The organism is Rathayibacter sp. PhB179 (assembly GCF_004345345.1).
GTDB classification, from domain to species: domain Bacteria; phylum Actinomycetota; class Actinomycetes; order Actinomycetales; family Microbacteriaceae; genus Rathayibacter; species Rathayibacter festucae.
The window spans coordinates 367150-393463 of the sequence record NZ_SLVD01000002.1; the positions used below are offsets into that span (position 1 = coordinate 367150).

Consider the following 26314-nt stretch of genomic DNA (forward strand, 5'->3'; position numbering starts at 1 on the left):
CCGACCGATGACACCCGGATTCCAGACGACGACACGAGGAGACGACGCATGCAACCACCCACCCCCCTGCGATTCGAGGAGATCGAGTCGATGGCCGCACCCGATTCCGACTGGTACATCGCCACGAAGCTCGGGATCGCTGTCGGCCTCGGGCTCGGCGCGATCGTCCTGACCTAGCTCTCGAGGAGAGCACCTCTTCACCGAGGACTTCATCACCGAGGAGGTGAGAAATGGAGAACCCCGTTCTCTTCCAGGAGATCGAACCCGCGGTCGCTCCGGCCGACGGCTGGCGGACCGCCGACGCCGGTCTGAGGATCGTGATCGCGCTCGGCAGCATCGTGCTGCTCGCGACCTAGCCGACCGTGCACCTCCCGCGGTCCCGGACGCTCGAGCGTCCGGGACCGCCCCCTCTCAGACCTGGAGCGACCATGCAGCACCCCTCGGACCCGCCGCCGCTCACCACGGCGAGCGCCGCCCTCCTCGGCGCCCTCTCCCCCGTCCCCGCGGCGCCGGAGGACCTCTACGGCCCGGACGGCTCCGTCGTCTACGAGCACTTCACCGCGGAGGACCGCAGCGAGATCAGCCCCCTGCTGGCGGCGGTCCGCCGGACCGAGGGGCCGATCCTCGAGCTGGCCTGCGGCGGCGGACGCCTCACCGTGCCCCTCCTGGGCCTCGGCCGCCCCGTCGTCGGCCTCGATCTCTCGCCGACGATGATCGACATCCTCCGGACGCGGATCGCGGCACTGCCCGCCACCAGGATCGCCGACGGCTCCCGGGCGCTGGTCGGCGACATGACCTGCTTCCACCTGCCGGAGCGCTTCGGCGCCGTCGTCCTCGGCGCCACGTCCATCGCGCTCCTGGACCGAGCCGGCCGGCACGCCTTCCTCCGAGCCGCCCGCGAGCACCTCGGAGCGGACGGCGTCCTCCTGATCACCGCGTCGAGCCCCGACCACGCCTACGTCGCCGGAAGCCGCAGCTCGCGCATCCGCGCCGTGCCCGGGCCGTCCGGCGGACCGGGAGCGGCCGTCGTGACGTCCGCCGTCACCCCCGACGGTCTCCACCGGGACGTCGAGGTCGTGCAGCTCGGTCTCGATCCCGAGGGGCGTGCGGCGGCACGCTTCTTCCGCTCGCGGGTGAACGTCGTCGACGCCGACCAGGTCGCGGTGGAGGCCGAGCGCGCGGGACTGCGGCTCGTCGCGCGGACCGCGCTGGTGGAGACCGAGGACTCGACGCTGCTGCAGCTGGTCCGGGCATGAGCGATCCCGCGCCCCGGCTGGCGGACACCGTGACGATCGACGAACCGATCGCGCCCGGCGCTCCGTGGATCCTCTCGGTGCGGGGCGTCCCGCGCGCACGGGTCGGTCCCGCGGTGGCGACCTTCGCCGCCGGGCTGCGCCCGAGCGCGCACGAGACGGACGAGACGGAGGGCACCGGGAGCACCTCCCTGACGGACGAGGAGACGGCCGCCCTGCTCCGCGAGTTCGCGACGGCCGGGCTCCTCGCCGGCTCCGAGCGCCGCGAGCCCCGGTCGCATCGGCTGCAGTTCCGGCCGCCGGCGAGTCTCCAGCTGACCCTGCTCGACGCGACGCGGCCGGCGCTCGTGCTCGCGCGGCTCCTGCGCCGCCGACCGGTCCGGCTGCTCGCGGTCACCGCCGTCGTCGCGGTGCTGCTCCTGGGTACCGCGAGCGCGATCGCGCACTCGGCGGAGATCGCCGCCGTCCTCAGCGAGCCACTGCCCCTGCCCTCGCTCCTCGCGGTCTCGGTCGCGTTCCTGCTCGCGGGAGCGGTCCATGAGGCCGGTCACGCGGTCTCCCTCGCAGCCTTCGGTGGACGGCCACGGCGCGCCGGGGTGATGATCTTCTACCTCGCCCCCGCCTTCTTCTGCGACGTCACAGACGGCTGGCGTCTGGGCGACCGGCGCTCCCGCGCGGCGGTCGCGCTGGCCGGCCCGGCGGTGCACCTCGTCCTCGTGGCGGGCGCCGCCACGGCGCTGCTCTGGTCGCCGACGGGGCGGTCCGCCCTCGCGTGCTTCGTCGTCGCGGCCGCACTCAGCGCGGTGACCAATCTCGTTCCGCTCGTTCACCTCGACGGCTATCTCGCCCTGGTCGCGGTCCTCGACCGGCCGTTCCTGCGCAGAGCCGCGATCGGAGCCGTCGGCGACGCCGTCCTGCGCCTGCTGGGCGGAACCGCGCCACGCGCCTCCCCCTGGCTCGTCCTGTTCGGGGTCGGCTGCCGCGGCTTCGCACTGCTCCTGATCGGCTGGGCCTACGTCCGCAGCGTCCCTGTCCTGATCCTCACCGAGCCGGGTGCGGTCATCGCGCTCGTGTTCGCCGCAGCGCTCCTCGGCGCACTCGTCGTCTCCCTCGTCCGGTTCGCGCGAGCCGCGAGAGAAGCGCGAGTCGGAGCGCTCCGGGTCGCCGTCGCGTCCGCCGTCCTCGCCGCCGCTCTCGCCGGCGTCGCAGCCCTCCCCCTCGAGGAGCGCATCGAGGGCGGCTACGTCGTCCGCAACGGCGAGGCCTTCCTCGTGCGGACTTCGGCCGACCCGAGGGTCGTGCCGGGCACCCCGGTGCGGCTGACCAGCAACGGGATCGCGGTGCGGTCCCCGCGGTCGACGGCCGTCGTCAGCGGCCCCGCGGAGCCGCTGCTCGCCCCGATCGCCGCGCTCGCGCCCCTCACCGGGCTCGACGACGTGCCCGCCGTCGGCTATCCCCTCGCCCTGCCCGACTCCGCGAGCACTCCCCCGGTGGGCGGCGCCTCGGTCTCCCTCGGCGGCGGCACGATCGGTGGCGCGGTGCTCGACCTCGTCGCCGGGGACGCGCTCCGCCGCCTGTGGGTCGGCCGGTGACCGGCGGGAACGCGCTCGAGAGCGCCTTCGAGCACGCCCTCCGCGTGCTCACCGTCGAGTCGGACGGCGACACGGTCCCCGGCTGGCGCGGCCGGACGCTCTCCGGTCCCGTCCGGCGCCGGGGTGAGCCGCTCTGGCTCCGTCTCGTCGGCTCCCCCTCCGCGCTCGCCCAGGGGACGTGGTGGACCGGCACCGCGGCCAGCGCCGTGCTCCCCGCCCTGCCCAAGCCGGTCGTGCTCGCCGTCGAGGAGTGGGACCCGCCCTCCGTCGAGGGGTTCCGGCTCCGCGCCGAGCTGATGACCCGCCTGCCCGGTCGTGCCCTGTCCCCGACGGCGGAGCTCGCGCCGGAGACCGACGTCGATCCGGCGGTCTGGGTCGAGCTGGGCGGGATCCTCGACGCGCTCGCCGCCGTCCCGACGCAGCGGGAGTCGACCGTCCCCGCCACGGTGGACCGGCTGCTGCACAGCTTCTTCGGCGACCGGTTCCCGCGCGGCACCCCGTGCTGGACGACGGCGCACGGCGACCTGCACCCCGGCAACCTGCTCGTCGCACCGCTCGGCCTCGCCGACTGGGAGGCCTGGGGGCGCGGACCCGAGCACCTCGACGTCGCGACCCTCTACGTGCACGCCCTCGCCGCCCCGGACGCCCGGCGCTCCCTCGTCGAGGTGCTCGGCGAGCGGCTGCACTCGGACGCCGCACTGCCCGCCCTCGCCTTCGCCGCCGCGAAGGTGCTCGCGCGGTCGGTCTCCGGCGACTACCCGACGCTGGTCACTCCCGTGCACCGGCTCCTCGACGACCTGACCGCGCGACCGCTCGGCGCCGGCGGGACGACCGCTCGACGACGATGACCCCCTCCCTCGAAAGGTCCGCCCATGAGCTCTGCGCTCGACTTCCAGCACTTCACCAAGACCTTCCGCGGCCGCCGCGTCGTGGACGACCTCAGCTTCTCCGTGCGGCAGGGAACGGTCGTCGGGCTCCTCGGCCCGAACGGCGCCGGCAAGAGCACGGCGCTCCGCGGGCTGGTCGGACTGCTGCGCCCCGACTCCGGTGAGGCGCGGATCGGCGGCCACCGGTTCGCGGAGCTGCGCGCGCCAGCGCGGGTCGTCGGCGTGCACCTCGACGGCCTCGGCTTCGAGAACGGCATCACCGGCCGTCGGCACCTCGCGATCGTCGGCCGCGCGGTCGGCGCGCCGCTCTCCCGCGTCGACGAGCTGCTGGAGACGGTCGGCCTCACCGAGGCGGCGCGTCGGCCGGTCCGCGGCTACTCGACCGGGATGCGCCAGCGCCTCGGCCTGGCCACCGCCCTCGCCGGAGATCCGGAGATCCTCGTCCTCGACGAACCGGCGAACGGGCTCGACCCCGAGGGGATCCGGTGGCTGCGGCGCCTGATCCGCGCCGAGGCCGAGCGCGGACGGACGGTCCTCGTCTCCAGCCACCAGCTCGCCGAGCTCGAGCACACCGTCGACGAGGTGGTCGTCCTGCGGCGCCGGATGCTCTTCCACGGCCCGCTCGAGGACCTCACCCGCTCGGGCGGGCGGAGTCTCGAGGACGGCTACTTCGACCTCGTCGACGGCGAGGCCGGCCGATGAGCGGGGCCGGCGCGCTCGCGCGGGCCGAGATCCTGCGCTCCCGCAGCGGCTCGTCGTTCCCGGTCCTCCTCGCGTACGCGATCCTGATCCCCGTCTTCGCCCTGAACATGCCCGGTACGACGGATCGGCTCACCGGCCTCGACGACGCTCCGGCGAGCCGCTTCGTCTTCGGCTTCGCGGCCTGCGCCGCCCTGGGCGCGTGCTTCTACGGGTCCTACGCCTACACCCGGGAGACGTACTACCACTCGCTCGACCGGACGCTGCTGCTCGGCAGCCGGGACGCGATCCTGTCGGCGAAGGCGCTGGCCGGCGCGGTCTCGGGCGCGGTCTTCGGGGTGGTGGCGGTCGTGGGCTGGTGGCCGATCACCGCGGTGGTCCTGGCGACGGCCGGCCGCCGCCTGACGCCGGACATCACTCTGCTGTCCGCCTCGGTCGGCGTCGTCCTCTCCTGTGCCCTGAGCGGCGTGCTGGGCGTCGGCATCGGCTACGCGGTGCGGAACTACTACGCCTGCATCCCGATCGTCCTGGTCCTCCCCGCCGCCCTCGCCGCGCCGCTGCTCACCGTCGCCCGTGACGTCGGGCGACTGATCCCGATCGGAGCCGTCGCGGGAGCGACCGGGGCGCCGGTCGACGGGATGCTTCCCGCGCCACTAGCGCTGGCCGTCCTGGCCGCCTGGGCGCTCCTGGCGGTCGGCGGCGCACGGATCCTCGAGCAGCGGCGGGCGCGGTGACGGACGCGGCCGCGGAGGGGCCGCTCACCCGCGCCGTCGCCGCGGAGTTCCGACGCGTGGTCGCGAGCCGGACACCGCTCTGGGGACTGGTCTTCGGACTGCTGCCCGTGCTCCCCCTCCTCCTCGCCGTGACGCAGGTCGATCTCGGCGCGCTCCCGCCCGGAGAAGCGGCCTCGCTCGAGCACTCGATCTCGGCGGCGCTGCTGCAGGGCGGCGTCGTCGGGGCGGCGGCCTTCGGAGCACTGCGGACGGCGAGCGCCTTCGAGAAGGGGATCCTCGCACGCGACGTGCTCTCGTCGGGGCTCCGGCCGGCGCTCGCGGCACGATTCCTGGTGGCGGCCGGTGCCGGTGCGGTGCTCGCGACGGCGGCGGTCGTGATCGGAGTCGCCGGCGTCGCCGTCGTCTCGGCGGGAAGGGTCACTCCGGACCTCGGCGTCGTGACCCTCGTTCCCATGACCGGGATCGGAGGTGCGATCTGGGGCGCGCTGGTCGGCACGATCGTCCGAGCACCGCTCTTCGTGCTCTTCGCGGCCCTGGCGCCACTCAGCGTCGCGACCTTCACGAGTGGCACCGCCCTCGAGGACGTCACGCCCCTCGCTGCGCTGTCGGCGTCCGCGCCGCCCACGGTCGCGGCCGTGCTGGCGGGCCCGGCCTGGCTGCTGGCACTCGCGCTCGTCGCGGTCGCGACGGGGCGTCGCCGCCCGCTGCTCTGACGGAGCTCCGCCGGGGGCGGGTCTCGACACGCGCTGCGCGCTACTCGACCAGCATGTCTGCGGGCGTCTCTTCCCCGTGGATCCACGCACGAGGGCCCGCGCACTCTGCGTGCGCGGGCCCTCGTCGTTCAGTGGTGCAGTGCCTACTGCACGTCCTCGTCGACCCAGTCGAAGGTCTTCGTGACGGCCTTCTTCCAGAGGCGGTACTGGCGGGCGGCCTCGTCCTGGTCCATCTGCGGGGTCCAGCGCGAGTCCTCCTGCCAGTTCTGGCGCAGGTCGTCCAGGTTCTCCCAGAAGCCGACGGCGAGGCCCGCGGCGTACGCGGCGCCGAGCGCGGTGGTCTCGGCGACGACCGGCCGGACGACCGGGACGCCGAGGATGTCGGCCTGGAACTGCATCAGCAGGTTGTTGGCGATCATGCCGCCGTCGACCTTGAGCTCCTGCAGCGGGACGCCGGAGTCGGCGTTGACCGCGTCCAGGACCTCGCGGGTCTGGAACGCCGTCGCCTCGAGAGCGGCGCGGGCGATGTGGCCCTTGTTGACGTAGCGGGTGAGGCCGACGAGCGCACCGCGCGCGTCCGCTCGCCAGTACGGCGCGAAGAGGCCGGAGAACGCGGGCACGAAGTACGCGCCGCCGTTGTCCTCGACCGTCGCGGCCAGCGCCTCGACCTCGGGGGCCGAGCCGATGAGGCCCAGGTTGTCGCGCAGCCACTGGATCAGCGAGCCGGAGACCGCGATCGAGCCCTCGAGCGCGTAGTGCACCTCGCCGTCGCCGAGCTTGTAGCCGATCGTCGTGAGCAGCCCGTTCTTGGAGTGCACGATCTCGGTGCCGGTGTTGAAGATCAGGAAGTTGCCGGTGCCGTAGGTGTTCTTCGCCTCGCCCGGATCGAACGCCGCCTGGCCGAAGGTCGCGGCCTGCTGGTCGCCCAGGATGCCGGCGATCGGGACCTCGCGCAGCAGCGAGGAGGACTCGACCTGCCCGTAGACCTCGGAGGACGAGCACACCTCGGGGAGCATCGACTTCGGCACGCCGAAGGCCTCGAGGATGTCGTCGCGCCACTCGAGCGTCTCGAGGTCGAGGAAGAGGGTGCGCGAGGCGTTGGTGACGTCGGTCTTGTGCACGCCGCCGTCGACTCCGCCGGTGAGGTTCCAGAGAACCCAGGTGTCGGTGGTGCCGAAGATCAGGTCGCCGGCCTCCGCCTTCTCGCGGGCGCCCTCGACGTTCTCGAGGATCCAGACGATCTTGGTGCCGGAGAAGTAGGTCGCGAGCGGGAGCCCGACGATCGACTTGAAGCGGTCCGCGCCCTCGTCGCCGGCGAGCCGGTCGACGATCGACTGCGTGCGGGTGTCCTGCCAGACGATGGCGTTGTAGACGGGCTTGCCGGTGGTCTTGTCCCAGACCACCGCGGTCTCGCGCTGGTTGGTGATGCCGACGGAGGCGATGTCGTGGCGGGTCAGGTCGGCGCGGGAGAGCGCCTGGCCGATGACCTCGCGGACGTTGTTCCAGATCTCGATCGGGTCGTGCTCGACCCAGCCCGCGCGCGGGAAGATCTGCTCGTGCTCCTTCTGCCCGGTCGAGACGATCGAGCCCTTCTTGTCGAAGATGATCGCGCGGGACGACGTGGTCCCCTGGTCGATAGCGATGACGTAGTCAGCCATGAATGATTACTCCTTCGTAACGGGGTGAAGTGGAGTGCGACTCGTGAGTCGCAGAGTTCGGAGGGTCGACGCTCAGAGGATCGGCAGCAGCGCGGTCGACAGCAGGCCGGCGAGCACACCGCCGACGATCGGGCCCGCGACGGGCACCCAGGCGTAGCTCCAGTCGCTCGAGCCCTTGCCCTTGATCGGCAGCAGCGCGTGGGCGATGCGGGGGCCGAGGTCACGGGCCGGGTTGATGGCGTAGCCGGTCGGGCCGCCGAGGGAGGCGCCGATCGCGATCACCAGGATGGCGACGGGCAGGGCGCCCAGTGCCGCGAGTCCGCCGTCGCCCTGGCGTCCGCCGCCGAAGCCGATGACGACGAAGACGAGGACGAAGGTGCCGATGACCTCGGTGACGAAGTTCCAGCCGTAGCTGCGGATCGCAGGACCCGTGGAGAAGACGCCGAGCTTGTTGGCCGGGTCGGGCTCCTGGTCGAAGTGCTGCTTGTAGGCGAGCCAGCAGAAGACGGCGCCGAGGATCGCACCGATCATCTGGGCGAGGATGTACATCAGGATCGAGACGATGTTGACCGGGACGCCCGAGCCGAACTCCGTCGCTCCGCTGGCCACGAGGCCGAGCGTGACGGCCGGGTTGAGGTGCGCACCCGAGTTGTAGGAGACGATCACACCGGCGAAGACGGCGAAGCCCCAGCCGATGTTGACCATCAGAGTTCCGCCGTTGAGGCCCTTGCTCTTCACGAGCGCGACGTTGGCGACCACGCCGCAGCCGAGGAGCACGAGCATCGCTGTTCCCACGACTTCCGCGAGGAACACCACTCCGAGATTGTCCACGTTGACCATTTCCTTTTCATCGGTCGGAACGCGCGAGCGCGTCCGCGCCGGGCATCGATGCCCGACGAGTGTGAAGTTATCGGCGCCCCGTACCGGGGACAAGGAACGCCGCGTGCACGTTTGTGCGTTGTGACGACGGAAGTCCCGGCTCGAGATCACTCCTCGAACCGGGACTCCCGTCGATCCGCGCCAGTCGCCCCGCTAGGAGGCCGCGACCGCCGTCGGCGCCTGCACCGAGGTGCCGCCGACATCGACGCCGTTGTACTTCTTCAGGTGCTCGATCGTCGCGTCGACCTCCTGGGCGCGCTCCGCCTCGTCCCAGCCGAGGACCTCGCCGGTGTGCTGGGCGAGCTCCTCGAGCAGCTCGCGGCTCAGGCCGCCGGTGAAGGCGTGGTTGGTGCGGCGCATGACCAGGTCGATCAGGTGCACGACGCTCTCGCGCTGGGCGAGGTAGCGGATCTCACCGGTGGTGAAGTCCTTGTCGAAGTCGAGCGCCTCGTCGTGACCGTCGGCCAGGGCCTCGATGACCTCCTCCGCCCGGGTGCCGTAGCGCTCGAGCAGCTGGCCGGTGCGGGCCGAGGACAGGCCGGAGCGGTGCTGGCTGATCCACTGGGCGCGCGAGGCGTCCGTGCGCGGGAAGCCCTTGCCGCCGCCGATCGCGGTCTTCACGGTGGAGACGCGGCGGGTGACGCCGATCCGCTTGAAGACCTCGTTCGAGAGGTGCTCGGACAGGGCGCGGAACGTCGTCCACTTGCCGCCGACCAGGCTCAGCACGGGGGTCTTCCCGCCGGGGAGGGTGGAGGGCTCGATGCGGTAGTCGCGGGAGACGAAGCCGGGGGTCTCGTCGTCGTGACGGGGCAGCGGGCGGATGCCGGAGAACTTGAAGACGATCTGCTCGCGGGTGACCGGGATGGAGGGGAACACGTGGTTCACCAGGTCGAAGAAGTAGTCGATCTCCTCCTCGGTGCAGACGGCCGGCTCGTTGGGGTCGGCCTCGATGTCGGTGGTGCCGACCATGACCCGGCCCTTGAGCGGGTAGATCAGCACGATGCGGCCGTCGCTGTGCTCGAAGAACATCTCGCGGCCTTCGCAGGCCTCGACCAGCTCGGGGTTGTCGAGGACGATGTGCGAGCCCTTGGTGCCGCCCATGAACTTCGTGGTCGTGCCGAGCGCCGTGTTGGTGAAGTCGGTCCACGGTCCGGAGACGTTGACGACGACGTCCGCCTGGAAGGCGAACTCCTCGCCGCTCTCGCGGTCGCGCAGCAGCACGCCGCCCTCGGCGGTGCCGACGGCCTCGACGTAGTTGGCCGCGCGGGCCTTCGTGCCGCCGACGAGCGCGTCGCGCAGCACGTCGAGCGCCAGGCGCTCGGGTTCGTGCACGGAGGCGTCGAAGTAGGTGGCGGTGTACTTGATCTTCGGGTCGAGCTTGGGCAGCTCGTTCAGCGAGCGCTTGCGGCCGTGGAACTGGTGGCGCGGGACGACGCCGCCGTCGCGGGAGAAGAAGTCGTACAGGGTCAGGCCGACCTTGATCAGCAGCGCGCCGCGCTCCTGGGGCTTGCCCGACTTGTGCGTGAGGAAGCGCAGCGGCGCGGCCAGGATGCCCGAGAACGTCGAGTAGATCGGGATCGTGGTCTGCAGCGGCTTCACGTAATGCGGAGCGATCTTGAGCAGGCCGTTGCGCTCGTGCACGCCCTCGTTGACGAGGCGGAACTCGCCGTTCTCGAGGTAGCGGATGCCGCCGTGGATCATGTGGCTCGAGGCGCTGGACGCACCCGAGACGTAGTCGCCGCGCTCGACGAGGGCGACGTCGACGCCGTTGAGCGCGAGCTCGCGGAACGTCCCGATGCCGTTGATGCCACCGCCGATCACGAGGACGGTCGCGCGGGGGGTGTCCCGCAGTGCGGAGACGCTCTCGCGGAGAGAGGAGCTTCCGGGAGTTCCGACAGACTGTGCCACTTCGTACTCGCCTTCGTGTCGTAGGTGTTGCGTCGAATGCCTCGTGCGAGTGTGGCCGCCCCAGATGGACGGTTGATATCGCGAGGGAATACAGCCATCCTTGACCCGACAACACATCCGGTCAAGACGGGTGGAAATACGTGCAAGGAGTGGCAATGACCCCTGTCCGACCGGTCGTCGAGCTGGACGAGACGACGCACGCGACCCACCCGGACAAGACGCGCGACGCGCTCCGGGCCGCGCAGCTGTACTACATGCAGGACCTGACGATGGACGCCATCGCGCACGAGCTGCACACCTCGCGCTCCTCGGTGTCGCGGCTGCTCTCGCACGCCCGGGCGACGGGACTGGTCGACATCCAGATCCGCTCCCCCCTCGACCGGGCGAGCGCCCTGTCGGCGGAGGTGCGCGCGCACTTCGACATCACGGCGCACATCGTCCCGGTGCCGGACCACACCAGCGAGATCGACCGGCTCGAGCGCGTCGCGCTGTCGGCCGCGCGGATCCTCGGGCCGTTCATCGACTCGAACATGATCGTCGGCATCGCCTGGGGCTCGACGATGAGCGCGATGAGCCGGCACCTGATCGCCAAGGAGACGCACAACACCCAGATCGTGCAGCTCAACGGCGCGGGCAACACCGAGACCACCGGCATCAACTACTCCAGCGAGATCCTGCGGCGCTTCGGCGACGCGTACGCCGCGAAGGTGCAGCAGTTCCCGGTGCCGGCGTTCTTCGACGACCCGATGACCAAGAAGGCGGTCTGGCGCGAGCGCTCGACCAAGCGGGTGCTGGAGCTGCAGCAGCGGATGGACGTCGCGCTCTTCGGCCTCGGCTCGCCGTTCGCGGCGGTGCCCTCGAAGGTCTACATCGGCGGCTACCTGGAGCCGAGCGACTTCACCTCGCTCAGTGCGTCCGGCGTGGTCGGCGACGTCGCCACCGTGTTCTACCGGGCCGACGGCACCTGGGACGACATCCCCATGAACGAACGTGCAAGCGGCCCGGACCTCTCCACCGTGCGCCGCGCCTCCCGCCGCATCTGCGTCGTCTCGGGCGCCTCGAAGCTCCCGGGCCTGCGCGGCGCCCTCGCCGCCGGCCTCCTCACCGACCTCATCCTCGACGAGGGCACGGCCCGCGCCCTGATCTCCGGCTGACCCCTGGCTCCCCACCCCTCCCCCTCCCGCGAGATGCCACTTATGAGCACGACACGCCGCAGAATCTCGTCATAAGTGGCATGCCGCGCTGGAGGTCAGAGGCCGAGAGCGCGACGGACGCGGGCGGCCGTCGCCTCGGGGTGGTCGACGAGGCCGGAGAGACGCACGCGGATGTGGCGGTAGCCGAGCGCCTGAATCGCCTCGCTGCGCGCGATGTCCCGCTCGTACTGCCGCGTGTCCGTCCGGTGCTGATCGCCGTCGTATTCGACGACGACCCACTGATTTCGATAGAGCAGATCCACCCGCGCGACGAAGACACCGTCCGCGTCGTACAGCTCGACGTTGAGCTCCGGCTCGGGCAGCCCCGCGCGGATCAGCAGCAGCCGGAGGAGCGTCTCCTTCGGCGACTCGGAGCCGACCCGGACGAGCCCGACCGCCTCCCGAGCGCGCCGGCCGCCCCGCCCGCGATACCGTGCCGCCCTCGCCGCGAGGATCTCGAGATCGACGCGGAGGCCGCGGCGACCGAGCTCCTCGTCGGGCCGCACGAGAGCATCGCCGAGGACGACCAGCTCGTCGAGCGATCGCGAGTCGGCGAGATGGCAGAAGGTCGAGGCGGGATCCGTCACCGGATGGCCCGCGTCGACGACGGTCACCGCCTCGTCCCAGAGATGGTGCGACTTCACGCCGACCCGACGCGCGGCTCGCATCGGCGGGGCGACCGCGACGTGCAGCGGAGTGGTCTCCGTCGCCCGCCGATCAGGCAGCTGGAGGAGATGAGCGGCGGTGACATGCGAGAAGAACTCGCCCGGCCGCATCACCGCGGCGAACGCCGCGATCCTCTCGCCGTATGTCACCGGCTCGATCGCGGCACGAGCACCCCGGAAGACGCCGACCGGGTACTCCGCCACCAGCCGATGGCGCGCGAGCTCGCTCGTCGACGCGTTCACGATCCGGGTCTCTGTGTCGTCCTGCATGCGAGGACCCTGCCGCACCCCGCGCTCCCCCGCGCGCGTTCTCCACAGCCCCCTCCCGCGAGATGCCACTTATAAGCACGACACGCCGAGGAATCACCTCATAAGTGGCATCTCGCGGAGGGCGGCAGGGCTGGGGAGGAGGGTCAGGACTCGCGGGCGTGGGTGTCGAGGAAGGCGTAGACCTCGGCGTCGTCGATGCCGGGGAAGGTGCCGGAGGGCAGCGGGGCGAGGACGTGCGCATGCAGGCGGGCGCTCGGCCAGGCGTTGCCGTCCCAGCGCTGGGCGAGCTCGGCGGGGGCGCGGCGGCAGCAGGACTCGTCGGGGCAGCGCGACTGCTCGCGGCGGTCGGTGTCGCGGCCGCGGAAGAAGCGCGCCTCGGCGAAGGGGACGCCGACCGTGATCGAGAACTCCTCCGTGGCGGTGGTGCCGGTCTGCGAGGCCGACCAGAAGGTGCCGGCCGGCGTGTCCACGTACTGGTAGTACTCCGTCGTCCGGTTGGTGCGGCTGAAGGCGGAGCGCGCCGACCAGTAGCGGCAGACGGTCTGCCCCTCCACCGCACCGGTCACGTCGGTCGGCAGCGGCAGGCCGTCGTTCTCGTAGGCCTTCTGGATCGAGCCGTCGCCGAGCACGCGGAGGAAGTGCATCCGGATGTCGAGGTGCGAGGTCAGCAGGTTGGTGAAGCGCAGCGCCGCCGCCTCATGCGTGACGCCGAAGCCGTCGCGGAAGTCCTCGACGGAGATGTCCCGATCGCGCTTCGCCTCCTCCAGGAACGCCACGGCGGGCTCCAGCGGCATCAGGCAGGCCGCTGCGAAGTAGTTGATCTCGAGCCGCTGCCGGAGGAAGTCGGCGTAGGTGACCGGGCGCTCGTGGCCGAGCAGCCGGTGCGCCATCGCCTGCAGCGCGAGCGCCCGGAGCCCGTGGCCACCGGGGATCGAGGCGGGCGGCAGGTAGATCCGTCCGTTCGCGAGGTCGATCACCGAGCGGGCCGAGTGCGGCAGATCGCCGACGTGGATGATCTCGAAGCCGAGGTGCCGCGCCATCTTCGAGACCGAGCTGTGGGTCAGCGCGCCTCCGCGGTGTCCGACCGTGCGGAGCATCTCGCCGGCGACCGCCTCGATCTCGGGCAGGTACGCGTTGCGCTCGCGCAGCTGCAGCCGCTGGGCGGTATTGGCGCGCCGAGCCTCCTCCGGTGTCGCGCTGGCCTCGCTCTTGCGGCGCGCCAGCTCGCGGTAGACGCCGAGGAACGCCTCGAGGACGGGAGTGGTCAGGCCCTTGTTGACCTTGAACTCCGGCAGCCCGAGCGAGCGGTAGAGCGACCCCTTCTGCACCCGCGCCAGCTCGATCTCGAGGGCGGCGCGCTCGCTCGGCGGCTCGTCCGAGAGCAGCGCGGCGAGCTCGACGCCGAGCGCGGTGGCGAGCGCCTGCATCAGCGAGAGCCGCGGCTCCCGGCGTCCGGTCTCGATCAGAGAGAGCTGGCTGCCCGAGACACCCACGCGCTCGGCGAGCTGCCCGAGGGTCAGCCCGCGGCGGGTGCGGAAGTGCCGGATGCGCTGCCCGAGCAGGGCGGCATCGGTCCCGGCGGTGGGAACGGTGGCGGGGTCGGTGGTGTCGGTCACGGCGAGCTCCAGCGATCGGTTGTGACGGAGGCGCAAAAACCGCGGTTCTTGAAGGTCAAGGCTTCGCAAATACCCCTCGATCCTCCTCCATCCTGGCTTCAGGCGCCAGAGAGCGCCCCTCGCACCGTCGGATCACGACCGCCACGAGGACCGACTCCCCACCCCGTCGACGACGACTGCACTGAAAGCGGAGCCAGCATGAGCATCTACAGCAACACCCTCCTCCTCGAGACGACCACCATGACCGCGCCGACCCCGGTCGCCGCACCGGTCGTGCCGCCCGCCCCGCTGGCCCTCCGCCGCTGGGTGCGCGAGATGGCCGCGATCCTCCAGCCCGACGCGATCGAGTGGTGCGACGGCTCCCCCGCCGAGTGGTACCGCCTCACCGGCCGGATGGTCGAGGAGGGGAAGCTGATCGCCCTGAACCCGGAGTGGCGGCCCGGCTCGTTCCTCGCCCGCACCGACCCCGACGACGTCGCCCGCGTCGAGGACCGCACGTTCCTCTGCACCACGGACGAGGCCGACGCCGGACCGACCAACAACTGGCGCGAGCCCTCCGCGATGAAGGCCGAGCTCGCCCCCTACTTCGCCGGCTCGATGCGCGGCCGGACGATGTACGTCGTCCCGTTCTCGATGGGCCCGGTCGGCGGTCCGCTCTCGCAGCTCGGCGTGCAGCTGACCGACTCCGCCTACGCCGTGCTGAACATGCGGATCATGGCCCGCGTCGGCGCCGAGCCGCTCGCCGCCTTCGGCGAGGAGACCGCCTTCGTCCGCGGCGTGCACTCGGTCGGCTTCCCGCTCCGCGACGCCGACGGCACGACCCGCGACGACGTCGCCTGGCCGTGCAACGCGACGAAGTACATCACCCAGTTCCCCGAGACGCGCGAGATCTGGTCGTTCGGCTCCGGTTACGGCGGCAACGCCCTGCTGGCCAAGAAGTGCTTCGCCCTGCGGATCGCCTCCGCGATGGGCCGCGAGGAGGGCTGGCTGGCCGAGCACATGCTCCTGATCCGCATCGTCTCGCCCGAGGGCCGGAGCTACCACGTGGCCGCGGCCTTCCCGAGCGCCTGCGGCAAGACGAACCTGGCGATGCTGCAGCCGACGATCCCCGGCTGGCGCGTGGAGACGCTCGGCGACGACATCACCTGGATGAAGAAGGGCGAGGACGGCCGCCTCTGGGCGATGAACCCCGAGACCGGGTTCTTCGGCGTCGCACCCGGCACCGGGCAGAGCAGCAATCCGAACGCCGTGCACACCCTCTGGGGCAACACGATCTTCACCAACGTCGCACTCCGCGAGGACGGCGACGTCTGGTGGGAGGGCCTCACCGACGAGGTGCCCGAGCACCTCACCGACTGGCGGGGCGAGCCGTGGACGCCCGCCTCCGGGACCCCGGCCGCGCATCCCAATGCGCGCTTCACGGCACCGGCCCAGCAGTGCCCGACTCTCTCGGCCGAGTGGGACGCCTTCGAGGGCGTGCCGCTGGACGCGATCGTCTTCGGCGGGCGCCGGGCGAGCAACGTGCCGCTGGTGACCCAGGCGACCTCCTGGCAGCACGGCGTGTTCCTGGGTGCGACCATCGCCTCCGAGAAGACGGCCGCGGCGGAGGGGACGGTCGGCGAGCTGCGGCGCGACCCGTTCGCGATGCTGCCCTTCTGCGGCTACAACATGGCCGACTACTTCGCGCACTGGCTCGCCGTCGGCGCGGACCTCGGCGAGAAGGCGCCCGCGATCTTCCAGGTCAACTGGTTCCGCAAGGGCGCCGACGGCTCCTTCCTCTGGCCCGGCTTCGGCGACAACGCCCGAGTCCTGCAGTGGCTCGTCCGGCGGATCGAGGGGCTCGCGGAGTCGCGGCCCAGCGCGATCGGCGACCTGCCGCTGTCGATCGACACGCACGGGCTGAACCTCTCGGCCGCCGCGAAGGAGGAGCTGTTCTCCGTCCCGGTGGAGGCGTGGCTCGACGAGTGCGCCCTGACGGAGGCGTTCTTCGCCCGCTTCGGCGACCGCCTGCCGCCCGAGCTGACCGCCGAGCTGCGGGCGCTGCGGCTCCGGCTGCTCGCCGAGGAGCTGCCGGCCGCCCACGCGGCCTGAACCCGGATCCCGCCGGCCGCGCGCCGGCGCCCCTGTGGCCCGCGGAGGGGAACCATCCCCTTCTTCGCATCCCCCTCCGCGGGTCCACTCCCGCTCTGCTGATCGAGCAGCCCCGCCCGGAGGGAAGGCCATGCTGATCGAGTAGCCCCGCAGGGGCGTATCGAGATCCACCACCGCCGAGCACGTGGGTCTCGATACGCCGCTGCCGCAGCTACTCGACCAGCATGTGAGGACCGCTGCCGCGGCTACTCGACCAGCATGTCGAGATCCCCCACCCACCGCACGACCAGACGGGCACCATGGACGACCGCATCACCCTCCGCTTCCTCGCCGCGCCGCAGGACGCGACCGCCGACGGCCGGAGCGCCCAGGCCGGCCGCGTGCTCGAGTGGATCGACAAGGCCGGCTACGCCTGCGCCGTCGGCTGGAGCGGCGGCTACTGCGTCACCGCCTACGTCGGCAACGTGCACTTCACCCGGCCGATCGCCGTCGGCAACCTGATCGAGGCGACCGCGCAGGTCATCCACACCGGCCGCACGAGCATGCACGTGCTGGTGCGCGTCGCCCAGGCCGACCCGCGCACCGGGCGCTACGAGGCGGCGACGCACTGCCTCCTGATCTTCGTCGCCGTCGACGAGGAGAAGCGCCCGCGCCCGGTGCCGGAGTGGAGCCCCCGCACGATCGAGGACCTCGCCCTGGCCGAGGGCGCCGCCGCCCGCATCGACGGCCGGCGCGCGCTGCACGAGGTGATGCGCGCGCAGGAGTACACCGAGGCGGGGACCGGCCCGCGGATCGTCTTCCGATTCCTGGCCGCGCCCGGCGACGTCAACTGGGGCGGCAACGCGCACGGCGGCATCGTGATGCGCTGGATCGACGAGGCCGCGAACGCCGTCGCGCAGAGCTGGAGCGGGCGGGACGCGGTCGCCGTCTACTCCGGCGGCATCCACTTCTACCGGCCGGTGCGGATCGGGCACCTCGTCGAGGTGGAGGCGCGGCTGATCCACACCGGGCCGCGCTCGATGCACCTCGCGATCCACGTGCGCTCGGGCGACCCGCGGACCGGCGAGCTCGAGCTGACGACGCAGTGCATGAGCGTCTTCGTGGTGCGCGGCGACGACGGAGCGGCCGAGGCTGTGCCGGCGCTCGAGCCGCGGAGCGACGAGGACCGCCGCCTGGACGAGCACGCGCGGGAGCTGATCCGGCTGCGCGCCGAGCTGCCGGCGCTGCCGGTCGGCATCGCGGCGACGCTCGCCTGACCGGTCCGCGCCCGCGGGTCGCTAGGGTCGGAGCGTGAAGATCCTCGTCGTGAACGGCCCGAACCTGAACCTCCTCGGCACCCGCGAGCCCGCGGTCTACGGCTCCGACACGCTCGCGGATGCGGAGGCGCTCGCCACTCGCGCGGCGGAGCGGCTCGGCCTCGAGATCGAGTTCTTCCAGAGCAACTCGGAGGGCGCGATCATCGACCGCCTGCACGAGGCGCGCGGCACGGCCGCCGGCCTGCTGCTCAACGTCGGCGCCTACACCCACACCTCGATCGCGATCCGCGACGCCGTCCTCGCCACCGAGCTGCCGCTGGTCGAGGTGCACGTGAGCAACGTGCACCGGCGCGAGGAGTTCCGGCGGCACTCCTACCTGTCGGACATCGCGGTCGCCGTGATCGTCGGCGCCGGCATCGCGGGCTACGGCTACGCGGTGGACGTCCTCGCGCGGACCCTGGGGGCGACGGCTCCGGACGCGTAACTCCGGGGCGAGTCGCCGGGGCGTAGCGTCGGGGGCATGACGCCCTCCGACGCGACACCCTCCGCCTCTCCCGCCGAGCTCGGCCGCTCCTTCGGCTCGGCCGTCGACGCCTACGACCGCGGGCGCCCGGGCTACCCGGACGACGCCGTGGACTGGCTCATCGGGCACGCGCCCGCCCGGGTGGCCGGCGCCTTCGTGCCCGAGCGCGCGCGGGCGGCCGGCGCGGACGCCTCCGACCGGGTGCGCGTCGCGGACCTCGGGGCCGGCACCGGGAAGTTCACCGCGTCTCTGGTGGCGCGCGGACTCGATGTGACCGCCGTGGAGCCGGACGCGGCGATGCTGGAGCGGCTGACCGCGCAGCTGCCGTTTGTCCGGGCGCTGGCGGGGACCGCCGAGGCGATCCCGCTGCCGGACGCGTCCGTCGAGCTGGTCACCGCGGCGCAGTCCTGGCACTGGGTCGACCCCGAGCGCGCGAGCGCCGAGGTCGCGCGGGTGCTGGTCCCGGGCGGCGTGCTCGCGCTGGTCTGGAACATCCGCGACGAGTCGGTGCCGTGGGTGCGGCGCCTCGGCGAGGTCGCCGGCTCCTCGGCCGCCGAGCGCTCCGAGACGGTGCAGCCGCCGCTGGGCTCGGCGCTGGAGCGCGTCGCCTACGCCGAGTTCGACTGGAAGTACGAGCTCGACCGTCCGGCGCTGCTCGACATGTTCGCCTCGCGCAGCTACGTCATCGCGATGCCCGAGGAGGAGCGCGCCGCGGTCCTCGCGGCCGTCGGCGAGGTCGTCGACGCACTGCCCGGCGACCGCGTCGCCATGCCGTACGCGACCCGCGTCACGATCGCCCACCGCGCCTCCTAGCGGGATGCCGCTCCTGCTCCGCCGGGCGTCACGGCGGGCGCGGAACCTGCTGAGCCGCGCAACGCAGGCGCGGAGCATGCTGGTCGAGCAGCCGCGCCAGCGGCGTATCGAGACCCTAGCGTCAGACCTCGTTCGGGTCGCCGCCGACGCGGCCGGCGCGCTCGAGCGCGGTGATCGCGTCGCGCTCGTCGTCGGTCAGCTCGAAGCCGAAGACGTCGATGTTCTCCACGATGCGGGCCTTCGTCGACGACTTCGGGAAGACGATGTGGCCGCGGTCGAGGTGCCAGCGCAGCACGACCTGCGCGGGCGTGACCCCGTGCGCCTCGGCCGCGCCGGTGATCACCGGCAGCTCGAGCAGCGGGTACTTGTTCTGCCCGAGCGGGCCCCAGGCCTCCGTCGCGATGCCGTGCTGCGCGCCGAACGCGGTGACCGTCGGCTGCTGGTGGTACGGGTGCAGCTCGATCTGGTTGACGGCGGGGACGACCTCGGTCGCGGCGAGCAGTCGCTCCAGGTGCGGCACGAGGAAGTTCGAGACGCCGATCGAGCGGGTGCGTCCGGCGGCCTGCAGCTCCTGCATCGCCTCCCAGCTCTCGACATAGCGGTCCTGCTTCGGCTTCGGCCAGTGGATGAGGTACAGGTCGACCGCGTCGAGACCGAGCTTCTCGAGGCTGGCGTCGAGCGCACCGGCCGCCGTGTCGCGGCCCTGATCGTCGTTCCACAGCTTCGTGGTCACGTACAGCTCGTCGCGCGCGATCCCGGAGGAGGCGAGCGCCCGCCCGACGCCCTCCTCGTTGCCGTAGACCGCGGCGGTGTCGATGTGCCGGTAGCCGGCCTCGAGCGCCTCGGAGACGATGCGCTCCGTCTCGGCGGGGTCGACCTGGAAGACGCCGAACCCGAGCTGCGGGATGCTCGTGCCGTCGTCGAGGGTGAGGGTGGGGATGCTGGTCATCCCTCCACCCTGCCAGCGGCCCCCGACACCGGGTACCCGGTTGCGCCCGACGACCGGCGTCGGCGCGGGCGACTACCCTCGAAGGGCGCTCGCGAGGGCGCACCGACTTCGAGGAGGACCGCACGTGAGCATCATCGCCGCCGCAGACGGATCAGCGCTGGGCAACCCCGGCCCCGCGGGCTGGGCCTGGTACGTCGACGACGAGCGCTGGGCGGCCGGCGGCTGGTCGCACGGCACCAACAACATCGGCGAGCTCACCGCGGTCCTCGAGCTGCTCCGCGCCACCGCGCAGGAGAGCGAGCCCGTGCACATCCTCTGCGACAGCCAGTACGCCATCAAGGCCTGCACCGAGTGGCTGCCGGGCTGGAAGCGGAAGGGCTGGCGGAAGGCCGACGGCAAGCCGGTGATGAACGTCGAGATCATCAAGGCGCTCGACGAGGAGCTGCAGGGCCGCGCCGTCACCTTCGAGTGGGTCAAGGGGCACGCCAATCACCGGATGAACGAGGCCGCGGACGTGCGCGCCCGCGCCGCCGCGACCGCCTACCAGCGCCGCACGGCCGTGGACTCCGGTCCGGGCTGGCCGGGAGCCTCCCCCGCCGTGACCCCCGCCGTCGACACCGAGGACGCCCCCGCGACCCTGTTCTGACCCGAGGGGGCGCACCCCGCGCTCAGGGCAGCCGCAGCATCCCGGTCGCGACGAGCTCGCGCACCCGCGGCAGCACGGAGTCCAGCACGGCGGCCTCCTCCACGTGCAGGAGCGAGGCCACCGCGGCCGTGATGGCGGCGACGGACAGCTCGCCGTCGCACGCCCCGACGACCGCGGCGAGGGCCGTGTCCGCCTCCTCCACCCGGGCGAAGCCGCCGCCCTGGCGCAGCCGCAGCACGGTCGGGTCGTCGTTGCCCGGCCAGTAGTGCCGCTCCTCGGTCACGTCGCCGGCGACGACGAGCGCCAGCCGCGAGAGGTCGGCGTCGTCGACCGCGGACAGCGCGTCGAGCGCGTCGAGGCAGTGCGCGAGGTGCCCGCCCAGCCCCGCGGTCGCGAACGCCGCATCGAGCCGCTCGAGGCGGCGGATCGGCGGCCGGGGCGTCGCGGGGAGCCGCAGGGTCACGTAGCCGAAGCCGACGCCGGTCACGCCGCGCCGCTCGAAGTCCTCGAGCCAGGCGTCGACGAGGGCGTCCGACTCCGCTCCGCGGGTGGTCCCGCCGTCGCGGATCCAGGTCTCGGCGTAGATCGCCGGATCCTGCTGCTCGCGCTCCACGATCCAGACGTCGAGCGGCGAGGCGGTGCCGTCCATCCAGGCGGCGAGTCCGGCGTGCCCAGGTTCGAGCGCCTGCTCGAGCGGGCTGCGGTCGTCGGCCAGCCAGGCGCGGACCCGGTCGAAGGCGTCCGCCTCGGCCCGGTACTCCCAGTTGCCGAGCAGCTGCGCGACACCGCCCGGCACCAGGTGCTCGGCCGCGCCGACGATCACGCGGCGGACGATCTCGTCGCCCTCGAGGCCGCCGTCGCGGTACTCGTAGGCGGGGACGCCCGCGGTCCGCGGCGTGATCACGAACGGCGGATTGGTGACGATCTGCTCGAACCGCTCCCCCGCGACCGGCTCGTAGAGACTGCCGTGCCGGAACTCGATCGAGTCGATGCCGTTCAGCGCCGCGTTGAAGGCCGCGATGGCGAGCGCGCGGTGCGAGACGTCGGTCGCGACCACGCGGTCCGCGTGCCGGGAGGCGTGCAGCGCCTGGATCCCGCAGCCGGTGCCGAGGTCGAGCAGGCTGCCGACCGGCCGCTGGATCATCAGCCCGGCGAGGGTGAGGCTCGCTCCGCCGACGCCGAGCACGTGGTCCTCGTCGAGCGGCCGGCCGAGCGCGAGCTCGCCGAGATCGGAGGCGATCCACCAGGAGGCGGCGCCGTGCAGGTCGACGAGGTCGTAGGGCCGCAGGTCGAGCGCGGCGGTGACCACCGCTCCGGCCTCGGAGCGCACGAGCTCCAGCTCCAGGGCGCCGTCGAGGCCGAGCGACGGGAACGCCGCCTCCGCCTGCTCCGTCGGCACCGGATCGGCGAGGAGGAACAGCCGGGCCAGCACGGCCAGCGGCCCGCGATCGCCGCTGCGCTCGAGCGCCCGCCGCGCCGGGACCCGGTCGCCGCGGTGCAGCGCCTCGCCCGCGGCCTCGCCCCACAGCTCGCGGACGGCGTCGACGCGGTAGCGGGCACGGGAGAGGTCGTCGCCGAGGAGCGCGATGCGGGCTCGGTCGAGCTGGTCTGCTGGCTGCACCGCTCCATCCTCGTGCACGCCCGGAGCCCGGACGGTGCGGCTGCGGTGCAGAACATCAGCTGCGAGCCGAGTTCGTCGCTCATCGCCGATGAAGGACCTCCTCGGCTGATGTTCTGCGCGCAATACGATCGACTCATGCCCCTCACCGGAGAATACGAACCGAGCACGTCCGCCTGGGCCCGCGAGCAGGCGGAGCTCTACGAGGCCACCGGCGGCGCGGAGGGGAACCTCCTCCGCGGCAAGCCGATCATCGTCCTGACCACGGTCGGCGCCCGCAGCGGCAAGCTGCGCAAGACCGCGCTGATGCGCGTCGAGCACGACGGCTCCTACGTCGTCGTCGCCTCGAAGGGCGGTGCACCCGAGCACCCGGTCTGGTACCTGAACATGGTCAAGGAGCCGCACGTCGAGCTGCAGGACGGCCCGGTGAAGAAGGACTACACCGCGAGCGTCCTCGAGGGCGACGAGCGCGCCGCCTGGTGGGAGCGCGCGGTCGCGGCCTGGCCCGACTACGCGGAGTACCAGACCAAGACCGACCGGCAGATCCCGCTGGTGCTGCTCACGCCCTGGTCCTGACCCGGCCGGCCGTCACTCCGGAGCGACGACCGTCGTCTCCGGAGTGACGTCGTCCGTCCCCGGCGCGTCGCTCGCCGGCTCCACCCGGGCCGCGATGAGCGCCAGCACCCGCGGGTGCGACAGCAGCACGAAGTGCCCCACCACCGATACCGCGATGTTCTCGCGTGCGCCGGCGAGGCGGCTCCCGCCCGGGATGTACTGGTCGCGCATCCCGTAGATCGAGACGATGCGACGGTCGGCGTCGCGCTCGGCCAGCAGCGTCCGGATCACGGGGCGGTGCGGGCCGAACTCGCGCAGCGCCCGGGCCGGCGCGATGCGGGCGAGCGGTGAGCCGTTGAACGGCGTCGAGACGGCGATCATCCGGTCGATCCGGCCCTCGTCGCGGTCGTCGACGACCATCATGTGCTTGCCGATCAGGCCGCCCTTGCTGTGCGCGACGACGACGACCCCGCGCAGGTCGTGCTCGCGCAGGTACTCCTGCCCGAGCGCGGCCGACGCGACGATCGGCCGGGTGTTGTAGCCGAGCGCGGGCAGCACGTGGATCGGGTGCCCGGCCGCGTGCAGCCGATCGGCGATCGGCCGCAGGAACTGCCAGGTCTCGTAGATCCCGGGGATCAGCAGGACGGGCGCGCCGTTACCCGAGGCGTAGCGCGAGACGTCCCAGCCCTCGCGCAGGTGCGTGAACCGCGAGCCGTACGCGTAGCGGTAGTCGCGCAGATAGGCCGCGCGAAGCGACGCGGACGAGCGCCGCGGGCGCCCCCGCTCAGGCGCCGGCATAGGCCGCTGCGAGGGCGGCGACGTCGAGCTTGGTCATGCCGAGCATCGCCTGCAGGGCGCGCGCCGCTCCCTCCGCGTCGGCGCCGCCGAGCACCGCGCCGAGGGCCGTCGGCACGATCTGCCAGGACAGCCCCCACCGGTCGCGGAGCCAGCCGCAGCGGCTCTCCTCGCCGCCGTCGGCGATCAGCGCGTCCCAGAGCCGGTCGACCTCGGCCTGCGACTCGACCGAGACCGAGATCGAGACCGCTTCGGAGAACGGGAAGCCGGGGCCGCCGTTCATGGCCTGGAAGAGCTGCCCGTCGAGCTCGAAGGTGACGACGGTGACGGTGCCCGGCGAGGGCGAGCCCTCGGGCAGCACCTCGGTGCTCAGGATCCGCGAGTTCGGCACGAGCTCGGTGTAGAACTCGGCCGCCTCCCTCGCCTGGTCGTCGAACCACAGGAACGTGCTGACTGCACCCATGCCGGCCTCCTCGTCGATCCCCAGTGTGCCCCGTCGCGGGCCGGAGCGGTCGGAGCCGCCGACGTGTCAGCGGCCCGAGCGTCAGAGCGGGTTGACCCCGAACGCGGTCGCGAGCTTGTCGATCTTCTTCGCGCGGCCCAGTCGCGGCAGGTCGCTGCCGTCGCGGATGACGCGGCCGCGGGCCTCGAAGTCGTCGAGGAAGTCGCGCGCCCAGGCCACGTCGGACGGGGTCGGGCTGATGACCTCGTTGATGACCGCGAGCTGCTCGGTGTCGAGGCAGAGCTTGCCGGTGAGGCCGAGCGAGACGGTGAGCGCCGACTGCTCGCGCAGCACCGGGTGGCTGTTGGAGACGGTCGGGCCGTCGATCGGGCCGGGCAGGTCGCCGATGCGCGAGGCGACGACGAGGCGCGAGCGCGGGTAGGCCATCGCCAGGTCGTCGGCGCTGGTGCCGGTGTCGCGGCGGTAGTCGCCGCTGCCGAAGGCGAGGCGGAAGGTCCCGCGGGCGCGGGCGATCGAGACCGCCTCCTCGATGCCGAGGGCCGACTCGACCAGCGCGAGCACCGGGGTCGCGCCGCCGAGGCGGTCGAAGGTCTCGGTGACGTGCTCGCCGGCCTCGGTCTTCGCGAGCATGACGCCGGCCAAGCCGGGCAGGCCCTTCAGCGCGTCGACGTCGTCCGACCAGAACGGGGTGGAGTGGTCGTTGATGCGCACCCAGGCGCGCTTCTCGCCGCTGAGCCAGGCGGCGACGTCGGCGCGGGCCTCGGGCTTGGCCTTCGGGTCGACCGCGTCCTCGATGTCGAGGACGACCTGGTCGGCACGCGAGGCGTGCGCGGCGTCGAAGGTGTCGGTGCGGGTCGCGTTGACGAGCAGCCAGGAGCGGGCGATCTCGGGGGCGACGTCGCGCCCCTTGCGCTTCAGGCCGGTCTCGCCGGAGGGGGTGGAGGTGGTGGGCAGCGTCACGTGAGCAGGTCCTTCCGGTGGCGCGGTCTTCGCACCGCGAGCCCCGCCGCGCAGCGACGGTGCCGGGGTCCAGGGTAACGGCTCGGGGCGGAGCGGACGCGTCAGCGCCGCTCCCACAGCGTGATCGTCGCGGTCGGCACGGTCGAGGCGGGGCCGGCCTCGAAGCCCCCCGCCGCGAGCCAGTCGAAGGCCGCCGGGTCGGAGGCGGGAGCGGCGGTCCAGACGCGCTGCTCGCCCCCGAGGGCGGCCCGCAGCGCGTCGTCCTCGAGCAGGACGTCGGAGTAGGTGCCGGTCGTCGCGTACGAGCGCTCGAGGGCGACGTCGTCGAGCCCGGCGAAGGCCGAGGGGTAGGCGGCGAGGGCGATCCGCGGCCGCAGCGACACGGTCCCGCTGTCGCCGAGGAGGAACGCGTCACCCGGGCGCGCGCCGGCCTGGATCGTCTGCGCGAGGGCGCGGAGGTCCTGTCCGGCCGGCTTCCCGGTCTCCGTCCGCATCAGGACGAGGGCGGGCAGCGCCGCGACGGCGAGGGCACCGACGAGGACGCCCGCCGTCACCGGGCGCCAGGAGGCGAGGGCCAGCCCCAGCACCGTCGCCAGCGCGGGCGAGCTGAGGCTGAGATAGCGCGGGGTGAACATCGGCTCGATCAGCGCGGTGCCGAGGAGCAGGACCGCGGCCGGCAGGAGCAGCCAGACGGCCAGCACGAGGACGAGCGGCGGGTGGACCGCCCCCGCCACGGTCGCGCGCGACCGCACCGCCCGCGTCCCGACCGCCGCGACGACCAGCAGCCCCACGGCGAGCGCCGCCAGCCACCACGCCGAGCCGAAGAACGACTCGACGACCACCGTGTAGGCGTTGACCGGCTGCGAGCGGAGCCAGCCGATCTGCCCGCTCTGGCCCGCCGCCGTGACGATCACCGGGCTCGCGACGCCGACCGACAGCACCGCGCCGAGCACGCCGGCACCGAAGGCGCGGCCGCGCCGGGGCCCGACGACCGCCGCGAGCAGCACGAAGGCCGGCAGCACGAGCACGCAGTAGAGGAAGACGGCGTTCGCGAGCCCCGCCACAGCGACGAAGCCGGCCCAGCGCAGCACCCCGCCGTCCCGCGCCGCGCGGACCGCCAGCACCGCCGCCCACACGACGAGCGCCGTGGCGAGCGCGGAGGAGCGCGCCTCCGTCCCGTTGAACGACGTCCGGGGCAGCAGCACGAACACGATGGCGGCGAGCAGCGCGGCCCGCGGCCGGCCCAGCGAGCGCAGCAGCACCAGCACGCCCGCCGCTCCCGCCCCCGCCGCGAGGGCGGACGGCGCGCGGACGGCCAGCTCCGACTCCCCCGCGATCGCGATCCAGCCGTGCATCAGCAGCGCGTAGACGACGTGCACGGCGTCCTTCTGCTGCGCGAAGGCGAGCAGCTCGGGCAGCGGGAGCCGCGCGAGGCGGAGGGTCGCGGCCTCGTCGTTCCAGTAGGAGGGGATCCAGGAGCCGAGGAGGGTCAGGAGGGTTGCGACGAGGAGGACGGCGCTCGCCGGGATGGACTCCGCCCCGACCCCTCGAGCCCTGATCCCCCACCGCACCGTCCCA

26 protein-coding genes are annotated in these 26314 nt (G+C 72.8%); 15 read left to right on the forward strand and 11 right to left on the reverse strand.

Annotated elements, in window-relative coordinates; translation table 11 throughout:
- The first annotated feature begins 48 nt into the window (after positions 1–48).
- The 8 genes from EDF43_RS22485 (at position 49) to EDF43_RS05435 (ending at position 5878) form a co-directional block, all read left to right on the forward strand.
- A complete protein-coding gene (locus EDF43_RS22485) occupies positions 49–177 on the forward strand; it encodes a daptide-type RiPP (RefSeq protein WP_260311824.1) in 129 nt (42 codons plus the stop codon).
- 53 nt (positions 178–230) lie between these two features.
- Positions 231–356, forward strand: coding sequence for a hypothetical protein (locus EDF43_RS22490; protein ID WP_260311822.1), 126 nt, complete (start codon positions 231–233; stop codon positions 354–356).
- 72 nt (positions 357–428) lie between these two features.
- Positions 429–1256, forward strand: coding sequence for a daptide-type RiPP biosynthesis methyltransferase (gene mpaM / locus EDF43_RS05410; RefSeq protein WP_132435889.1), 828 nt, complete (start codon positions 429–431; stop codon positions 1254–1256).
- On the forward strand, positions 1253–2845 hold the full coding sequence (mpaP, locus tag EDF43_RS05415) for a daptide biosynthesis intramembrane metalloprotease (protein ID WP_132435890.1): 1593 nt from the start codon (positions 1253–1255) through the stop codon (positions 2843–2845). The genes mpaM and mpaP overlap by 4 nt, the downstream gene beginning before the upstream one ends.
- Entirely contained in the window at positions 2842–3693 is an 852-nt protein-coding gene (locus EDF43_RS05420) for a phosphotransferase (protein WP_132435891.1), read from the forward strand. The genes mpaP and EDF43_RS05420 overlap by 4 nt, the downstream gene beginning before the upstream one ends.
- Positions 3694–3717: 24 nt before the next feature.
- Entirely contained in the window at positions 3718–4434 is a 717-nt protein-coding gene (locus EDF43_RS05425) for an ATP-binding cassette domain-containing protein (RefSeq protein WP_132435892.1), read from the forward strand.
- Complete coding sequence (locus EDF43_RS05430) at positions 4431–5165, forward strand: hypothetical protein (RefSeq protein ID WP_132435893.1); 735 nt, start codon at positions 4431–4433, stop codon at positions 5163–5165. The genes EDF43_RS05425 and EDF43_RS05430 overlap by 4 nt, the downstream gene beginning before the upstream one ends.
- Entirely contained in the window at positions 5162–5878 is a 717-nt protein-coding gene (locus tag EDF43_RS05435) for a hypothetical protein (RefSeq protein ID WP_132435894.1), read from the forward strand. Before EDF43_RS05430 ends, EDF43_RS05435 begins: the two co-directional genes overlap by 4 nt.
- 143 nt (positions 5879–6021) lie before the next feature.
- Here EDF43_RS05435 and glpK read toward each other — a convergent pair whose 3' ends face one another.
- From glpK to EDF43_RS05450, 3 genes are all read right to left on the reverse strand, one after another.
- Complete coding sequence (gene glpK, locus EDF43_RS05440) at positions 6022–7536, reverse strand: glycerol kinase GlpK (protein ID WP_123445264.1); 1515 nt, start codon at positions 7534–7536, stop codon at positions 6022–6024.
- 72 nt (positions 7537–7608) lie between these two features.
- Entirely contained in the window at positions 7609–8376 is a 768-nt protein-coding gene (locus EDF43_RS05445) for an MIP/aquaporin family protein (protein WP_123735181.1), read from the reverse strand.
- A 192-nt stretch (positions 8377–8568) separates the two neighbouring features.
- Positions 8569–10323: a glycerol-3-phosphate dehydrogenase/oxidase gene (locus EDF43_RS05450; protein ID WP_243582883.1), complete on the reverse strand. Its 1755-nt coding sequence runs from the start codon at positions 10321–10323 to the stop codon at positions 8569–8571.
- Positions 10324–10478: 155 nt separating this feature from the next.
- Here EDF43_RS05450 and EDF43_RS05455 point away from each other — a divergent pair, with 155 nt between their 5' ends.
- Positions 10479–11477, forward strand: a complete 999-nt coding sequence (locus tag EDF43_RS05455; RefSeq protein WP_123445261.1) for a sugar-binding domain-containing protein — start codon at positions 10479–10481, stop codon at positions 11475–11477.
- 95 nt (positions 11478–11572) lie between these two features.
- Here EDF43_RS05455 and EDF43_RS05460 read toward each other — a convergent pair whose 3' ends face one another.
- Both EDF43_RS05460 and EDF43_RS05465 read right to left on the reverse strand, forming a co-directional pair.
- Positions 11573–12451, reverse strand: coding sequence for a DUF559 domain-containing protein (locus EDF43_RS05460; protein ID WP_132435896.1), 879 nt, complete (start codon positions 12449–12451; stop codon positions 11573–11575).
- 143 nt (positions 12452–12594) lie between these two features.
- Complete coding sequence (locus EDF43_RS05465) at positions 12595–14067, reverse strand: helix-turn-helix transcriptional regulator (protein ID WP_132435897.1); 1473 nt, start codon at positions 14065–14067, stop codon at positions 12595–12597.
- Between the two features lie 240 nt (positions 14068–14307).
- On the opposite strand from EDF43_RS05465, the gene EDF43_RS05470 reads away from it, so the two are divergent.
- The 4 genes from EDF43_RS05470 to EDF43_RS05485 all read left to right on the forward strand — a co-directional run bounded on the left by EDF43_RS05470 (position 14308) and on the right by EDF43_RS05485 (position 18750).
- Complete coding sequence (locus tag EDF43_RS05470) at positions 14308–16158, forward strand: phosphoenolpyruvate carboxykinase (GTP) (protein ID WP_132436081.1); 1851 nt, start codon at positions 14308–14310, stop codon at positions 16156–16158.
- Positions 16159–16457: 299 nt separating this feature from the next.
- On the forward strand, positions 16458–17414 hold the full coding sequence (locus EDF43_RS05475; RefSeq protein ID WP_132435898.1) for a hotdog domain-containing protein: 957 nt from the start codon (positions 16458–16460) through the stop codon (positions 17412–17414).
- Between the two features lie 34 nt (positions 17415–17448).
- Positions 17449–17898: a type II 3-dehydroquinate dehydratase gene (gene aroQ / locus EDF43_RS05480; RefSeq protein ID WP_123735176.1), complete on the forward strand. Its 450-nt coding sequence runs from the start codon at positions 17449–17451 to the stop codon at positions 17896–17898.
- Positions 17899–17934: 36 nt separating this feature from the next.
- Positions 17935–18750, forward strand: a complete 816-nt coding sequence (locus EDF43_RS05485; protein ID WP_132435899.1) for a class I SAM-dependent methyltransferase — start codon at positions 17935–17937, stop codon at positions 18748–18750.
- A 121-nt stretch (positions 18751–18871) separates the two neighbouring features.
- On the opposite strand, the gene EDF43_RS05490 is transcribed toward EDF43_RS05485, so the two are convergent.
- The gene (locus EDF43_RS05490) at positions 18872–19699 is read right to left on the reverse strand and encodes an aldo/keto reductase (protein WP_132435900.1); all 828 of its coding nucleotides are present in this window, start codon (positions 19697–19699) and stop codon (positions 18872–18874) included.
- Positions 19700–19823: 124 nt separating this feature from the next.
- Here EDF43_RS05490 and EDF43_RS05495 point away from each other — a divergent pair, with 124 nt between their 5' ends.
- Positions 19824–20345 carry a ribonuclease H gene (locus EDF43_RS05495; protein WP_132435901.1) on the forward strand — a complete coding sequence of 174 codons (522 nt, stop codon included), beginning with the start codon at positions 19824–19826 and terminating at the stop codon, positions 20343–20345.
- A gap of 22 nt (positions 20346–20367) precedes the next feature.
- Here EDF43_RS05495 and EDF43_RS05500 read toward each other — a convergent pair whose 3' ends face one another.
- The gene (locus EDF43_RS05500; RefSeq protein WP_132435902.1) at positions 20368–21966 is read right to left on the reverse strand and encodes a methyltransferase; all 1599 of its coding nucleotides are present in this window, start codon (positions 21964–21966) and stop codon (positions 20368–20370) included.
- 135 nt (positions 21967–22101) lie between these two features.
- Between EDF43_RS05500 and EDF43_RS05505 the strand changes: the two genes are divergently transcribed.
- A complete protein-coding gene (locus EDF43_RS05505; protein WP_123445252.1) occupies positions 22102–22539 on the forward strand; it encodes a nitroreductase family deazaflavin-dependent oxidoreductase in 438 nt (145 codons plus the stop codon).
- Positions 22540–22551: 12 nt separating this feature from the next.
- Here the strand turns inward: EDF43_RS05505 and EDF43_RS05510 are convergent, their stop codons facing one another.
- From EDF43_RS05510 to EDF43_RS05525, 4 genes are all read right to left on the reverse strand, one after another.
- Positions 22552–23316 carry an alpha/beta hydrolase gene (locus EDF43_RS05510; RefSeq protein ID WP_132435903.1) on the reverse strand — a complete coding sequence of 255 codons (765 nt, stop codon included), beginning with the start codon at positions 23314–23316 and terminating at the stop codon, positions 22552–22554.
- Positions 23303–23776: a VOC family protein gene (locus tag EDF43_RS05515; protein ID WP_132435904.1), complete on the reverse strand. Its 474-nt coding sequence runs from the start codon at positions 23774–23776 to the stop codon at positions 23303–23305. The genes EDF43_RS05510 and EDF43_RS05515 overlap by 14 nt, the downstream gene beginning before the upstream one ends.
- 81 nt (positions 23777–23857) lie before the next feature.
- The gene (locus EDF43_RS05520; RefSeq protein ID WP_207901642.1) at positions 23858–24730 is read right to left on the reverse strand and encodes a CoA ester lyase; all 873 of its coding nucleotides are present in this window, start codon (positions 24728–24730) and stop codon (positions 23858–23860) included.
- A 107-nt stretch (positions 24731–24837) separates the two neighbouring features.
- Complete coding sequence (locus tag EDF43_RS05525; RefSeq protein WP_132435905.1) at positions 24838–26307, reverse strand: glycosyltransferase family 39 protein; 1470 nt, start codon at positions 26305–26307, stop codon at positions 24838–24840.
- Positions 26308–26314 lie beyond the last annotated feature (7 nt).

Coding starts and splice junctions, on each gene's coding strand:
- EDF43_RS05445 (WP_123735181.1), bottom strand. CDS start 8,376: ATGGTCAACGTGGACAATCTCGGAGTGGTGTTCCTCGCGGAAGTCGTG.
- EDF43_RS05490 (WP_132435900.1), bottom strand. CDS start 19,699: ATGACCAGCATCCCCACCCTCACCCTCGACGACGGCACGAGCATCCCG.
- EDF43_RS05505 (WP_123445252.1), top strand. CDS start 22,102: ATGCCCCTCACCGGAGAATACGAACCGAGCACGTCCGCCTGGGCCCGC.
- EDF43_RS22490 (WP_260311822.1), top strand. CDS start 231: ATGGAGAACCCCGTTCTCTTCCAGGAGATCGAACCCGCGGTCGCTCCG.
- EDF43_RS05455 (WP_123445261.1), top strand. CDS start 10,479: ATGACCCCTGTCCGACCGGTCGTCGAGCTGGACGAGACGACGCACGCG.
- EDF43_RS05515 (WP_132435904.1), bottom strand. CDS start 23,776: ATGGGTGCAGTCAGCACGTTCCTGTGGTTCGACGACCAGGCGAGGGAG.
- EDF43_RS05475 (WP_132435898.1), top strand. CDS start 16,458: ATGGACGACCGCATCACCCTCCGCTTCCTCGCCGCGCCGCAGGACGCG.
- EDF43_RS05470 (WP_132436081.1), top strand. CDS start 14,308: ATGACCGCGCCGACCCCGGTCGCCGCACCGGTCGTGCCGCCCGCCCCG.
- EDF43_RS05425 (WP_132435892.1), top strand. CDS start 3,718: ATGAGCTCTGCGCTCGACTTCCAGCACTTCACCAAGACCTTCCGCGGC.
- EDF43_RS05485 (WP_132435899.1), top strand. CDS start 17,935: ATGACGCCCTCCGACGCGACACCCTCCGCCTCTCCCGCCGAGCTCGGC.
- EDF43_RS05460 (WP_132435896.1), bottom strand. CDS start 12,451: ATGCAGGACGACACAGAGACCCGGATCGTGAACGCGTCGACGAGCGAG.
- mpaM (WP_132435889.1), top strand. CDS start 429: ATGCAGCACCCCTCGGACCCGCCGCCGCTCACCACGGCGAGCGCCGCC.
- glpK (WP_123445264.1), bottom strand. CDS start 7,536: ATGGCTGACTACGTCATCGCTATCGACCAGGGGACCACGTCGTCCCGC.
- mpaP (WP_132435890.1), top strand. CDS start 1,253: ATGAGCGATCCCGCGCCCCGGCTGGCGGACACCGTGACGATCGACGAA.
- EDF43_RS05510 (WP_132435903.1), bottom strand. CDS start 23,316: ATGCCGGCGCCTGAGCGGGGGCGCCCGCGGCGCTCGTCCGCGTCGCTT.
- EDF43_RS05430 (WP_132435893.1), top strand. CDS start 4,431: ATGAGCGGGGCCGGCGCGCTCGCGCGGGCCGAGATCCTGCGCTCCCGC.
- EDF43_RS22485 (WP_260311824.1), top strand. CDS start 49: ATGCAACCACCCACCCCCCTGCGATTCGAGGAGATCGAGTCGATGGCC.